Below are 13,999 nucleotides of genomic sequence, written 5' to 3'. Positions count from 1 at the left end.
GGCCCGCGGGCCGCTGCCTGACGCGCTACGGTTTGCCTCTTCTTCTTCATCGACATATCCATGACTTTTGCCTCTCATGATATGCCCCGCCCACAAAATGACGGATAGGTCCGCGCATCGTGCAGAATCGCTCGCCAATCGCGATCGTATGCGTCGCTGTGTCAGGCGCACACACGTGAGCGGCCTCGTTGGTCGTTCCGCGCGGATGAGGCGTGCAACCCGTCGCTAGATCGCCGGCGCTACCGCTCCGAACGACGTTGTTTTCATTGAATGCCCGAACTACGCCAAGTACCTTCGTTAAGCCCGTGAGCAAATGCATCCGAGTTTTGTCGTCGTCTCGACCGAACCACTTGAACACGCGATCTTTGTCCTGCTTTGACCACTTCTTCAAGTCGGCGATGCGAATCGTCAATCGATCGACCGCGCGCCCCTGTGCCACCGCAAACATCTTACGAAATTCGGAATTCGTCATGTTTTCGCAGATTGGACGCAAGTCGACGTCTGCGAATCGCTGCGAGCCCTCAATGGTGTTTGTCGTTGTCTCGGCAACGGTAGTTTGGTTTCCCATCTTCTCAGTCCTCGATGACCAGCGTCAAAATTTGCGCGTCTTCGGTTTGCACGCGTGCGGTACAACCATGCCGATCGCTCACGCCGGTTGCAAGTACGTTTCCGGAGCGATCCTTGATCCAATAGTGCACGTTGCTTAACCGCTGCTTTGTCCGCACGTCGCGGATCACAAATTGGTCGTCGTGGATGCTGTGCCGCGTGGACGCAAATGCAAATGCCGAACCCGCAGCGAATGGGTTCGCTGCATTTCCGCTACCGCTACCTCCATAAAAAATCGTGCTGTCACTCCCCGCGATCAGTCGGTTTCGCCCGCATGGACACAATACGGCGTCACCCTCCAGCGCAACACATCGCCCGTGGTGAATCATGCGCTGCGCGCCGCCCACTATCGGGAACGCCCCTTCGCAATTTCCGCATGTCGCCTTGTCGCCATCCACGGCGACCTGTTTGCCGTGGTTGAACATCGTAGACGTCACCGCGATGACGACACCGCCCGTTGTCGTCGGATCGCCATTCCTCACTGCTCGTCGACTCATGGTCGTTTCCTCAATCGAAGTTGGTAAAGATCCAGTCGACCGACTCGGGATCGTAAATCGCGTATTGATCGATTTCCGCGCCTTCAATGGCGACGGTCGGCGGCATATGTGCCGATGCTTCGGCCTCTGCATCGGCTATTTGCTCGGTGGTCCATGTATCCATAAGGTCGAGCGTCTTGCTGAACTCGGATAGTCCGGCTCGTGAATAGGTGGTTTCAATTCGATCGACCACGCTATCGGGGAAGCGGATGGTGAAGTGGTCGCGATGTTCGACCGGCACGTCGAAGGATGCAAAGGTGTAGGTCATCAACGGATAGCCTGCATCGGAAACCACCAGACGGCCCCTGGTCGCCACATACGCATAGTTCACGGCGATCAACAGTCGGCCATGCTGTTCCATGAAATGACGGGTGTCGACCTGCCGGAAAGCGATTGGCCAGAAGTGGTCATCGTCGTGCGCAAGCGTCCGCGAACCTATGACTGCATCAACGGGTGAAAGATAGGTGCAAATGAACGGATCACTCGTGCAGACCATTTGCATGTTGCCGCTATATGCTGAATCGATTGCGTCGGGCGCATAGGGCCGCGTGGTGCCTAAATGCTGAACCATCGCGTAAAGCTGGATCGACGAGTGAAGAAAATATGGACAATCGGCTTGTTCTTTTTCTGTCATAGGCTCGGATATCTCATGCATGAACGAGCTATGAACGTTCGCCGGGAATGGTCGCCGTGTCTATCGGACGAGTATGATTTTAGTTTAGATTCCGACTGAAAAGACGTGCCGTGACAATTGGCAATATTGAGTAAGCGATTCGCGAAATCCCCGCGCTAGCTTCAACGCATGATCGCGCTTATCGTCGCGCCGGACGACAGCGGGCGCGATTACACGATGGATGCGGAATGCCTGCTCTCGGGAATTACCAGGTGCGGACGGGCGGGGCTATTCGGTGGGACGTCCGCCGATTCCCGACGAACGCCTTCTTGTAACGGGAGCGTACTGGGGGAGAGGGATCGGCGATTACAGCGGTAATAGCGTCAGTTGAAGCGGCGCGAAAGTATCGCGCCGAAAGGCTGAAAAATCCGCATGGCGTTTTCGATCACGCCTTCGCAGTTGCTCGGCATGATTTCTACCGCACAGCGCCCGCCTCACGCATGCAGCACATGCGCCGGAAACGCCGGCCCGGCGGCCGCCGCCGCACCTTGCGCCAGCGGCGCAACCTGCTTGCGGCGCTCGCGGGTCGGCGCGACGCCGAACGCGTCGCGATAGCTCTTGCTGAAGTGGCACGCCGACTGGAAGCCGCACGCCATCGTGATGTGCATGATCGACATGTCGGTCTGCAGCAGCAGCTCGCGCGCACGGCGCAGCCGCAGCGTCAGGTAGTAGTGCGTCGGCGTCATCCCGAGATGCTCGCGGAAGAGACGCTGCAACTGCCGCTGCGACATGTTCGCGAGCCGCGCGAGTTCCTCGCGCGACAGCGGCTCCTCGATGTTGTTCTCCATCAGCGAGATCACTTCGAACAGCGACTTGTTCGCCGAGCCGAGGCGTGCGACGAGCGGCATGCGCTGCTGCGCGCTCGTGTCGCGCACGTGTTCGACGATGAACTGCTCGGCGATCTGCGTGACGCGCGCGGTGCCGACGCGCGCGGCGATCAGGTTCAGCATCATGTCGAGCGGCGCGACGCCGCCCGTGCACGTGATGCGGTCGCGGTCGATCACGAACAGCTCCTTCAGGAAACGCGTGTCAGGAAACTCTTCCTTCAGCGCCGACATGTTCTCCCAGTGGATCGCGCACGCGTAACCCGCGAGCAGCCCCGACTTCGCGAGTGCATAGGTGCCCGTGCACAGGCTGCCGAGCGGCAGCCCCATGCGCGCGAAGCGGCGCAGTGTCGTCAGATGGGCGGGCGTGGTCGCGCGCTGCACGTCGATGCCGCCGCACACGAACACGATGTCGGGCTGCCCCACGCATTCGGCCGGCCCCGTATCGACCGTGAGGCCGTTGCTCGCCGTGACCGGGCCGCCGTCCGGGCTGATCACCGACCAGCGGTAGAGCGGCTGGCCGCTCAGGTAGTTCGCCATCCGAAGCACCTCGATCGCATTGGTGAACGCGATCATCGTGAAGTTCGGTAAAGGCATGAACGCGAAGTGGGACAGCGACGCTGTGCGGTCGGGCGACATGGGGAGCGTTCCTTGAATCTCTAATAGCTTTTGGCCCGGGGCACGAATCGGGCTGCGGTATTGTGTGAGCGAGTGCAACAAGCGTGCCATACGGCTAAACCCTAGCTCCATACGTTGTCTGGGCATCAGGCCGTTGCTGCACTGCACCGTATCCGGGAGAAGCCGCACGCGAACGTGCGGCAAACGCACTGCCGGTGTGCGTGTCCATAGGTGAACCATCGACACCGTTTCGGGCGGTCATCCCGAAAAGCACGACCGGTCACTTGTATAAAACGGACGTGCATGGCGGAAAAGGCAAAGAACGCGTCTAAATTCATCAATCCGCCGAAAATCCGAACGACAAGAATAGAGCCGTCGGCAGCCTTGCACTGGACGAGCGGGAAACCCAGGCATGGCGGGCCTTGAGCTTCGGTTGCAGCCCTTTCTTCTTCGTCACGGACGCACTATGTCGAACACCCAGCCTTTCTTCTCGCAGCCCCTTGCCGAGCGCGACGCGCCGGTGCGCAGCGCCATCCTGAAGGAACTCGAGCGTCAGCAGTCGCAGGTCGAGCTGATCGCGTCGGAAAACATCGTGTCGCGCGCCGTGCTCGAGGCGCAGGGCTCGGTACTGACCAACAAGTACGCGGAAGGCTATCCCGGCAAGCGCTACTACGGCGGCTGCGAATTCGCCGATGAAGTCGAGGCGCTCGCGATCGAACGCGTGAAGCAGATCTTCAACGCCGGCTATGCGAACGTGCAGCCGCACTCGGGCGCGCAGGCGAACGGCTCGGTGATGCTCGCGCTGGCGAAGCCGGGCGACACGGTGCTCGGCATGTCGCTCGACGCGGGCGGCCACCTGACGCACGGCGCGAAGCCGGCGCTGTCGGGCAAGTGGTTCAACGCGGTCCAGTACGGCGTGAACCGCGACACGATGCTGATCGATTACGACCAGGTCGAGGCGCTCGCCCACGAGCACAAGCCGAACCTCATCATCGCCGGCTTCTCGGCATACCCGCGCGCGCTCGACTTCGCACGCTTTCGCGCGATCGCCGACAGCGTCGGCGCGAAGCTGATGGTCGACATGGCGCACATCGCGGGCGTGATCGCCGCGGGCCGCCACGCGAACCCGGTCGAGCATGCGCACGTCGTCACGTCGACCACGCACAAGACGCTGCGCGGCCCGCGCGGCGGCTTCGTGCTGACCAATGACGAAGACATCGCGAAGAAGATCAACTCGGCCGTGTTCCCCGGCCTGCAGGGCGGCCCGCTGATGCACGTGATCGCCGGCAAGGCGGTCGCGTTCGGCGAAGTGCTGCATGCCGACTTCAAGACCTACATCGACAACGTGCTCGCGAACGCGCAGGCGCTCGGCGAAGTGCTGAAGGCCGGCGGCGTCGATCTCGTCACGGGCGGCACCGACAACCACCTGCTGCTGGTCGACCTGCGCCCGAAGGGCCTGAAGGGCGCGCCGGTCGAGCAGGCGCTGGAACGCGCGGGCATCACCTGCAACAAGAACGGCATCCCGTTCGATACCGAAAAGCCGACCGTCACGTCGGGCATTCGCCTCGGCACGCCGGCCGGCACGACGCGCGGCTTCGGCGTCGCGGAGTTCCGCGAGGTCGGCCGCCTGATCCTCGAAGTGTTCGACGCGCTGCGTGCGAACCCGGAAGGCGATCCCGCAACCGAACAGCGCGTGCGCCGCGAGATCTTCGCGCTCTGCGAGCGCTTCCCGATCTACTGATCGACCCCACCAGAACAGTCACACGAGCGAGAGCAGATATGAGCACGCTGCATCAGGACAGCATCATCATCGACGGACTGAACATTTCGAAGTTCGAGAAGCCGGTGTTCGAGGACATGCGCAAGGGCGGTATCACGGCCGCGAACTGCACGGTGTCGGTGTGGGAGAACTTCGCCAAGACCGTCGACAACATCGGCGTGATGAAGAAGAAGATCCGCGACAACGGCGAGCTGCTGACGCTCGTGCGCACGACGGACGACATCTTCCGCGCGAAGAAGGAAGGCAAGACCGGGATCATCCTCGGCTTCCAGAACGCGCATGCGTTCGAGGACAACCTCGGCTACATCGAGGCGTTCGCCGACATGGGCGTGCGCGTCGTGCAGCTTTGCTACAACACGCAGAACCTGGTCGGCACCGGCTGCTACGAGCGTGACGGCGGGCTGTCGGACTTCGGCCGCGAAGTGATCACCGAGATGAACCGCGTCGGCATCATGGTCGACCTGTCGCATGTGGGCGGCAACACGTCGTCGGAAGCGATCGCGTTCTCGAAGAAGCCGGTGTGCTACTCGCACTGCCTGCCGTCCGGCCTGAAGGAACATCCGCGCAACAAGAGCGACGCGCAGCTGAAGGAGATCGCCGATGCGGGCGGCTTCGTCGGCGTGACGATGTTCGCGCCGTTCCTGAAGCGCGGCATCGAAGCGAACATCGACGACTACATTGAGGCGATCGACTACGTCGTGAACCTGATCGGCGAAGACGCGGTCGGCATCGGCACGGACTTCACGCAGGATTTCGCGAAGGAATTCTTCGACATGCTGACGCATGACAAGGGCCGCTATCGCCAGCTGACGAACTTCGGCAAGGTGATCAACCCGGACGGCATCCGCACGATCGGCGAATTCCCGAACCTGACCGCCGCGATGGAACGCCACGGCTGGAAGGAGTCGCGGATCCGCAAGATCATGGGCGAGAACTGGGTGCGCGTGTTCAAGGACGTGTGGGGCGCGTAAGCGCCCGCCGAGCCGAACCGCACCCTTCGTTTAAACATAAAAAAATCGGGACGTGCCCGCGCAAGCAGCGCGGGCACGCGGACGATGTCGCGCCTGCGCACTGAGCCGCGCGGCCAATTTCCTCACGGAGTCACCACGATGCAACCGCAACTGCCGATCAACGTCGATCCCGATACCGGCGTCTGGACCACCGACGCGCTGCCGATGCTGTACGTGCCGCGCCACTTCTTCACGAACAACCACGTCGCCGTCGAGGAAGCGCTCGGCGTCGAAGCGTATGCCGAGATCCTCTACAAGGCCGGCTACAAGTCCGCCTACCACTGGTGCGACAAGGAAGCAAAGCAGCACGGCATCACCGGCATGGCCGTGTTCGAGCACTACCTGAATCGCCTGTCGCAACGCGGCTGGGGCCTGTTCTCGATCATCGAGGCCGATCCGGCGAGCGCACGCGCGAAGATCGAGCTGCGCCACTCGTCGTTCGTGCTCCAGCAGCCGGGCAAGGAAGGCAAGCTCTGCTACATGTTCGCGGGCTGGTTCGCGGGCGCGATGGACTGGGTCAACGACACGACGCCGGAAGGCAAGGGCGCACCGCGTGCGTACTCGAAGGAAGTGCAGTGCGCGGCCGAACATCACGACCACTGCGTCTTCGAAGTGTCGCCGATCGCGCACTGACGCATTGATTCACTGAAGCAGAACAACACCCGCAACACGAGACATTCGAACGCCAGAGGTCGCCAGCGATGCGTTATCCCCACCTGTTCAAACCCATGCAGCTGAACCAGCTGACGCTGCGCAACCGGATCGTCAGCACCGCGCACGCGGAGGTGTATGCCGAGCCGGGCGGCCTGCCGGGCGACCGCTATATCCGCTACTACGAAGAAAAGGCGAAGGGTGGCGTCGGCCTGGCCATCTGCGGCGGCTCGAGCCCCGTGTCGATCGACAGCCCGCAAGGCTGGTGGAAATCGGTGAACCTGTCGACCGACAAGATCATCGACCCGCTCACGCGCCTGGCCGACACGATGCACAAGCACGGCGCGAAGATCATGATCCAGGCGACGCACATGGGCCGCCGCTCGTCGTTCCACGGCGAGCACTGGCCGCACCTGATGTCGCCGTCGGGCGTGCGCGAACCGGTGCACCGCGGCAACGCGAAGATCATCGAGATCGAGGAAATCCGCCGCATCATCGGCGATTTCGCGGCGGCGGCGAAGCGCGTGAAGGCGGCCGGCATGGACGGCATCGAAATCTCCGCCGCGCACCAGCACCTGATCGACCAGTTCTGGAGCAAGCGTTCGAACCATCGCACCGACGAATGGGGTGGCAGCCTGGAAAACCGCCTGCGCTTCGGCATCGAAGTGCTGACGGCCGTGCGCGAGGCGGTCGGCAAGGATTTCTGCGTCGGCCTGCGGATGTGCGGCGACGAATTCCACGAGGACGGCCTCGACCACGAGGCACTGAAGGAAATCGCGCAGGCGATGTCGGAGACGGGCCTGATCGACTACCTGAGCGTGGTCGGGTCGGGCGGCGATACGCACAACACGATCGCCAACTGCATGCCGCCGATGGCGCTGCCGCCGGAGCCGTTCGTGCACCTCGCGGCCGGCATCAAGTCGGTCGTGAAGATTCCGGTGATGCATGCGCAGAGCATCCGCGATGCGGGCCAGGCTGAGCGCCTGCTCGCGAACGGCATGATCGACCTGGTCGGCATGACGCGCGCGCAGATCGCCGATCCGCACATGGTGATCAAGATCCGCGACGGCCGCGAGGACGAAATCAAGCAGTGCGTCGGCGCGAACTACTGTATCGACCGCCAGTACAACGGCCTCGACGTGCTGTGCATCCAGAACGCGGCGACGTCGCGCGAAGCGACGATGCCGCACATCATCGAGAAGTCGCGCGGCCCGAAGCGCAAGGTCGTGGTGGTCGGCGCGGGCCCGGCGGGCCTCGAGGCGGCGCGTGTCGCGAAGCTGCGCGGCCACGACGTGGTGCTGTTCGAGAAGAACGCGGAAGTGGGCGGCCAGGTGATGATCGCCGCGAAGGCGCCGCAGCGCGAGCAGATGTCGGGGATCATCCGCTGGTTCGACATGGAAACGAAGCGCCTCGGCGTCGATCGCCGCCTCGGCGTGGCCGCCGACGAGAAGATGATCATGGCCGAGAAGCCGGACATCGTCGTGCTCGCGACGGGCGGCTCGAGCTTCACGTGGCAGGTGCCGGCGTGGGGCGTGGCCGAAGGCCTCGCCGTCAGCTCATGGGACATCCTGACCGGCAAGGTCGAGCCGAAGCAGAATGTGCTGCTGTTCGACGGCGTGAGCACGCATGCGGGCGCCGGCGTGGCCGACTTCATGGCGAGCCGCGGCTCGAAGGTCGAGGTCGTCACGCCGGACGTGAAGGTGGCCGACGATTGCGGCGGCACGACGTTCCCGATCTTCTATCGCCGCCTGTACGCATTCGGCGTGATCCCGACGCCGAACACGATGCTCGATCGCGTCTATGAAGAGAACGGCAAGATGATCGCCGTGCTGCGCAACGAGTACACCGAAGAACTGGAAGAGCGCGCCGTCGACCAGGTGGTGATCGAGAACGGTTCGTCGCCGAACGACGAACTGTACTGGAAGCTCAAGCCGGAATCGGTGAACCGCGGCCAGATCGATCCGCACACGCTGTTCGCGGCCGAGCCGCAGCCGTGCCTGTCGGAAGAACTCGGCAACGGCCGTTTCCTGTTGTTCCGTGTCGGCGACTGCATCTCGATGCACAACGTCCATGGTGCGATCTACGACTCGCTGCGTCTCGTGAAGGATTTCTAAAAGATGAACCCGTCCTTCCTCATTACCGCCCTGTTGTGGCTGTCGGTGGCGGGGCTCGCGTTCGCGGTCGCGAAGCGCTCGTCCTACTGGCGTCTCGGGCGCGCCACCGCGCCCGGCTCGTTCGGCGTCGCGAACCTGTTCGCGATCCCGAAGCGTTATTTCGTCGACCTGCACCACGTGGTCGCCCGCGATCCGTACATCGCGAAGACCCACGTCGCGACCGCCGGCGGCGCGATCGGCGCGCTCGCGCTGGTGTTCGTCAACTACGGCCTCGCGATCTACTCGCCGTGGCTCGACAAGCTGATCTTCCTCGCGGCGCTCGCGATGCTGGTCGGCGCGGTGTTCGTGTGGCGTCGGCGCGCGGCGAAGGACGTGCCGGCGCGCCTGTCGAAAGGCCCGTGGAATACGCTGCCCTGGCTGCTCGGTTCGTTCGCGCTCGGCCTCGTGCTGTTCATGCTGGTGCCGACCGGCGCGATGTCGGGAGCGTTCGCGGTGCTCTGCGCGCTGCTGATCGGTATCGGCGCATTCACGATGACGGTCGGCGCCGCGAAGGGCGGCCCGATGAAGCATGCGATCGCCGGCCTGCTGCATCTCGCGTTCCACCCGCGCCAGGAGCGTTTCGCGGCCACCCGCGAATCGTTCACCGGCAACGGTACGGCCACGCCGCCGACCGCGCTGAAGCTGCCGGACATCGAACATCAGGAGTACGGCGTCGCGAAGCCGGTCGAATTCCGCTGGAACCAGCTACTGAGCTTCGACGCCTGCGTGCAGTGCGGCAAGTGCGAAGCCGCGTGCCCCGCGTTCGCGTCGGGCCAGCCGCTGAATCCGAAGAAGCTGATCCAGGATCTCGTCGTCGGGATGGCCGGCGGCACCGATGCGGCGTATGCGGGCAGCCCGTCGCCGGGTATCGCGGTCGGTCAGCACCGCGGCGAGCCGAACGGCCCGATCGTGTCGGGCCTGATCGAGGAACAGACGCTGTGGTCGTGCACGACCTGCCGCGCGTGCGTGCAGGAATGCCCGATGCTGATCGAACACGTCGACGCGATCGTCGACATGCGCCGCAACCGCACGCTCGTGCACGGCACGGTGCCGGGCAAGGGCCAGGAAGTGCTCGCGAACCTGCGCGAGACCGGCACGATGGGCGGCTACGACACGGCCGCGCGCTACGACTGGTCGGTCGACCTGAGCGCCCCGGTCGCGCAACCCGGCAAGCCGGTCGACGTGCTGTTCGTCGCGGGCGAAGGCGCATTCGACATGCGCTACCAGCGTACGCTGCGCGCGTTCGTCACGGTGCTGAACAAGGCGGGCGTCGACTACGCGGTGCTCGGCTCGACCGAGACCGACACGGGCGACGTCGCCCGCCGCCTCGGCGATGAAGCGACGTTCCAGCAGATGGCGAAGCGCCTGATCGGCACGCTCGGCGCGCTGTCGTACAAGCAGATCGTGACGGCCGACCCGCACGTGATGCACAGCCTGCGCAACGAATACCGTGCGCTCGGGCTGCGCGTGACGGTCAAGCATCACACGACCTATCTGGCCGAACTGGCCGACAGCGGCAAGATCGTGCCGAAGGCCGTCGAGGCGCTGCAGGACAAGCGCACCACGTATCACGACCCGTGCTATCTCGGCCGCTATAACGGCGAGACGGAAGCGCCACGCAAGCTGTTGAAGACGATCGGCATCCAGGTCGTCGAGATGGAGCGCAACGGCATGCGCGGCCGCTGCTGCGGCGGTGGCGGCGGTGCGCCGCTGACCGACATCCCCGGCAAGCAGCGCATCCCGGACATCCGCATCGCCGATGCACGCACGATCGGTGCGGACGTGGTCGCGGTTGCGTGCCCGAACTGCACGGCCATGCTCGAAGGCGTCGTGGGCCCGCGCCCCGACGTGCTCGACGTCGCCGAACTCGTCGCCGCCTCGCTGGAGTGAATCGATGAATACGATCAAACGAATCGATCCGCGCCGGCCGTTCATCATCACGGCCGCCGGCCTGAAGCGCATCACGCTCGGCGAGGAAGGCAGCGCCGATGCGAACGCCGCGCAGTGGTCCGCGCACGGTCATGGCGCCGCCGCGAAGCCGCGCCGCGCGCTGCAAGACCCGAAGCACGTGATGCTGGTGGTCGCGCACAGCGAACGCGGCGCGCTCGACGACCATTCGCGGCAGGCGATCGCCGCCGCCGCCGTGCTCGCCGATGCGCAGACCGAAGTCGCGCTGCTCGCGTTCGGCGAACTGAAGGACGACGTCGCCGAACTCGGCGTCGACAAGCTGCTCGAGCTGGCCGGCTTCGAGCGCCGCGCGTTCGATCCCGAAAGCGAACTGCAAGCATTGCAGGCCTGCGTGGCCGCGCTCGCACCGAAGCACGTGTTCGTGCCCGACAACGCGACGGGCGACGGCGATCTCGGCCGGCGTTACGCGGCGGCGGCCGGCGCGAGCGTCGCGACCCACGTCGTCGAGATCGACGCGAAGCATGTGGGCGCGTATGCGCAGGCCGGGCGTGCGTTCGCCACCCGTGCGCTGCCCGACGTGGTCCTGCTCGCGCAGAACGCGGTCGAAGCGAAGCTGCCGTTCGTCGGCGCGGGCGAACGCGTCGCCGCCGATTTCATCCGCCCGGCGCATGACGCCGCGCAGCCGTACCGCGATCTCGGTCTCGACGAAATCGACGCGGCCCAGGTCGCGCTCGAGGAAGCCGATTTCATCGTGTCGGCCGGCAACGGCGTGTCCGACATCGGCGCGTTCGAGCGGCTGGCCGGCGTGTTCGGCGCGGCGATCGGCGCGAGCCGCGTCGCGGTCGACAACGGCCACTTCACGCGCGACAAGCAGGTCGGCGCGACCGGCAAGACGGTCGAGGCGAGCGTGTACATCGCGTTCGGCATCTCGGGCGCGGTGCAGCATCTGCAGGGGATCAAGGACTGCCGCCACGTGATCGCGGTGAACCTCGACGGCAGCGCGCCGATCGCGAAGCGCGCGAACCTGACGGTGGTCGGCGACGCGCAGGCGACGATCGCCGCGCTGATCGAACAGGTCCAGGCCGCGCGGGCCGCGCGCGGCGAATCGCCGGCCGCGGTCGGTACCCGTGAACCCGAAGGAGTCGCCGCATGAACGCCCCTCGCCCCTTGCAACGCATCGCGGTGCTCGTGTCCGTCGGCCGGCATCCGGTCAGCGGCGTCGCGCGCTACAGCCGCAACGACGCGGCCGCGCTCGAAACCGGCCGCCAGCTCGCCGAGCAGCATCGCGCGGCGCTCGACGTGATCCATGCAGGCGACCCCGCGAATGTGGCGCTTGCCGAGTATCTCGCGCTCGGTGCGCGGGAGGTCGAAGTGCTGGCCTGCCGCGACGGCGACGATGCCGTGCACGCGCTCGCCGCGCGTCTCGACGGCTACGACCTCGTGCTGACCGGCACGCGCGCCGAGGGCGCGTACGACACCGGGATGCTGCCGTACCGCGTCGCCGCGGCGCTCGGCTATCCGCTCGTCGGCTCGGCCGTCGACGTGACGGTCGACGGCGGCCGCGCGGCGGTGCGGCAATTTTTGCCGAAAGGGCTGCGGCGGCGTGTCGACGCGGCGCTGCCGGCCGTCGTCGCCGTCCATCCGCTCGCCGGTGTCGAGCCGCGCTATGCGTATGCGCGGCTGCGCGCCGGCGCGATCCGGCCGGCGCTCGCGGCGCCCGGCACGGACGCCGACGCGGCCGCGTGGACGGTCGGCCCGGTCGAGCGTAAACCCGTAAAACTGGTCGCCGCCGAGAAGCGCTCCGGGCATGCCCGGATGCTGTCCGCGACGACGACCGAAAGCCGCGGCGGCAACGTCGTAAATGAAGGGAGTTCGGTCGAAAAAGCACAAGTGATCCTCGCGTATTTGCGCGAGCATCAGCTCATCGACTACTGATTTTGATGCCTGTCGGCAAGAACCCAGGGATGCAAGGAATCCGGAGCAAACGATGAAAGTATCGGCAGACATTCGTGCATTGATCGAGCGGCGCAAGGAAGGGCACAGCCTCGACGCACCGTTCTACACGAGCGAGGACATCTTCGCGCTCGACATGGAGGCGATTTTCCGCCAGCACTGGATCCAGGTGGCGATCGAACCGGACATTCCCGAGCCGGGCGATTACGTGACCGTGCAGTTGGGCAGCGATTCGATCCTGATCGTGCGCGACGACGACATGGCGATCCGCGCGTTCCACAACGTTTGCCGTCACCGCGGCGCGCGCCTGTGCAACGAAGATAAGGGCTCGGTCGGCAACATCGTGTGTCCGTACCACAGCTGGACCTACAACCTGACGGGCCAGCTGATGTTCGCCGAGCACATGGGCGAGAAGTTCGACCGTTGCAAGCACAGCCTGAAGTCGGTGCACGTCGAGAACCTCGCGGGCCTGATCTTCATCTGCCTCGCGGACGAGCCGCCGGTCGATTTCGCGCAGATGCGCGCCGAGATGGAGCCGTACCTGCTGCCGCACGACCTGCCGAACACGAAGATCGCCGCGCAGATCGACATCATCGAGGAAGGCAACTGGAAGCTGACGATGGAGAACAATCGCGAGTGCTATCACTGCGTCGCGAACCATCCGGAGCTGACGATCTCGCTGTACGAATACGGCTTCGGCTACCAGCGTTCCGACGCGAACGCCGAAGGCATGGACGCGTTCGCGGAAACCTGCGTGCGCCGCGGCAAGGAGTGGGCCGAGATGGGCCTGCCGTCCGCCGAAATCGAAAAGCTGTCCGACGTGACGGGTTTCCGCACGCAGCGGCTGCCGCTGGACCGCCACGGCGAATCGCAGACGCTCGACGCGAAGGTCGCGTCGAAGAAGCTGCTCGGCGGCTTCGACAAGGCCGACCTCGGCGGGCTGTCGTTCTGGACGCAGCCGAACTCGTGGCACCACTTCATGAGCGATCACATCGTGACGTTCTCGGTGATCCCGCTGTCGGCCGGCAAGACGCTCGTGCGTACGAAGTGGCTCGTGAACAAGGACGCGAAGGAAGGCATCGACTACGACGTGAAGAACCTCACGGCCGTGTGGAACGCGACCAACGACCAGGATCGCGCGCTCGTCGAATTCTCGCAGCGCGGCGCGACCAGCAGCGCGTACGAGCCGGGCCCGTATTCGCCGTACACGGAAGGTCTCGTCGAAAAATTCTCGGCCTGGTACATCGGCCGGCTCGCCGAAAAAACCGGCGCGTAGTACCCAGCAGC

The 13,999-nt window shown here is 64.8% G+C and carries 12 protein-coding genes; 8 read left to right on the top strand and 4 right to left on the bottom strand.

Going from position 1 to position 13,999, the window contains the following annotated elements:
- Positions 1–46: 46 nt before the first annotated feature.
- The 4 genes from HWX03_RS31585 to HWX03_RS31570 form a co-directional block, all read right to left on the bottom strand.
- Positions 47–568 (bottom strand): hypothetical protein, encoded by a 522-nt coding sequence (locus HWX03_RS31585; protein ID WP_175873959.1) that lies wholly within the window; start codon positions 566–568, stop codon positions 47–49.
- A 4-nt stretch (positions 569–572) separates the two neighbouring features.
- Positions 573–1,103, bottom strand: a complete 531-nt coding sequence (locus HWX03_RS31580) for a PAAR domain-containing protein (protein WP_175873958.1) — start codon at positions 1,101–1,103, stop codon at positions 573–575.
- A 10-nt stretch (positions 1,104–1,113) separates the two neighbouring features.
- Complete coding sequence (locus tag HWX03_RS31575; RefSeq protein WP_244132828.1) at positions 1,114–1,776, bottom strand: hypothetical protein; 663 nt, start codon at positions 1,774–1,776, stop codon at positions 1,114–1,116.
- Between the two features lie 473 nt (positions 1,777–2,249).
- Positions 2,250–3,368 carry a GlxA family transcriptional regulator gene (locus HWX03_RS31570; RefSeq protein ID WP_175873956.1) on the bottom strand — a complete coding sequence of 373 codons (1,119 nt, stop codon included), beginning with the start codon at positions 3,366–3,368 and terminating at the stop codon, positions 2,250–2,252.
- A gap of 355 nt (positions 3,369–3,723) precedes the next feature.
- On the opposite strand from HWX03_RS31570, the gene HWX03_RS31565 reads away from it, so the two are divergent.
- The 8 genes from HWX03_RS31565 to HWX03_RS31530 all read left to right on the top strand — a co-directional run bounded on the left by HWX03_RS31565 (position 3,724) and on the right by HWX03_RS31530 (position 13,988).
- Positions 3,724–4,998 (top strand): serine hydroxymethyltransferase, encoded by a 1,275-nt coding sequence (locus HWX03_RS31565; RefSeq protein ID WP_175873955.1) that lies wholly within the window; start codon positions 3,724–3,726, stop codon positions 4,996–4,998.
- Between the two features lie 38 nt (positions 4,999–5,036).
- Entirely contained in the window at positions 5,037–6,008 is a 972-nt protein-coding gene (locus tag HWX03_RS31560) for a dipeptidase (RefSeq protein ID WP_175689779.1), read from the top strand.
- Between the two features lie 138 nt (positions 6,009–6,146).
- The gene (locus HWX03_RS31555) at positions 6,147–6,680 is read left to right on the top strand and encodes a DUF5943 domain-containing protein (protein WP_175873954.1); all 534 of its coding nucleotides are present in this window, start codon (positions 6,147–6,149) and stop codon (positions 6,678–6,680) included.
- 68 nt (positions 6,681–6,748) lie between these two features.
- Positions 6,749–8,812 carry an NADH:flavin oxidoreductase gene (locus tag HWX03_RS31550; RefSeq protein WP_006488987.1) on the top strand — a complete coding sequence of 688 codons (2,064 nt, stop codon included), beginning with the start codon at positions 6,749–6,751 and terminating at the stop codon, positions 8,810–8,812.
- Positions 8,813–8,815: 3 nt separating this feature from the next.
- Positions 8,816–10,741, top strand: a complete 1,926-nt coding sequence (locus HWX03_RS31545; RefSeq protein WP_175873953.1) for a (Fe-S)-binding protein — start codon at positions 8,816–8,818, stop codon at positions 10,739–10,741.
- Between the two features lie 4 nt (positions 10,742–10,745).
- On the top strand, positions 10,746–11,912 hold the full coding sequence (locus tag HWX03_RS31540; protein WP_175873952.1) for an electron transfer flavoprotein subunit alpha/FixB family protein: 1,167 nt from the start codon (positions 10,746–10,748) through the stop codon (positions 11,910–11,912).
- A complete protein-coding gene (locus HWX03_RS31535; protein ID WP_175873951.1) occupies positions 11,909–12,694 on the top strand; it encodes an electron transfer flavoprotein subunit beta/FixA family protein in 786 nt (261 codons plus the stop codon). Before HWX03_RS31540 ends, HWX03_RS31535 begins: the two co-directional genes overlap by 4 nt.
- Before the next feature lie 52 nt (positions 12,695–12,746).
- Entirely contained in the window at positions 12,747–13,988 is a 1,242-nt protein-coding gene (locus tag HWX03_RS31530) for an aromatic ring-hydroxylating dioxygenase subunit alpha (protein ID WP_174385330.1), read from the top strand.
- The last annotated feature ends 11 nt before the right edge of the window (positions 13,989–13,999 follow it).

This window comes from Burkholderia sp. BCC0397 (genome assembly GCF_902832865.1).
GTDB lineage: Bacteria > Pseudomonadota > Gammaproteobacteria > Burkholderiales > Burkholderiaceae > Burkholderia.
Note: the sequence above shows the minus strand (reverse complement) of the source record. Positions and strands in the feature narration are given on the sequence as shown.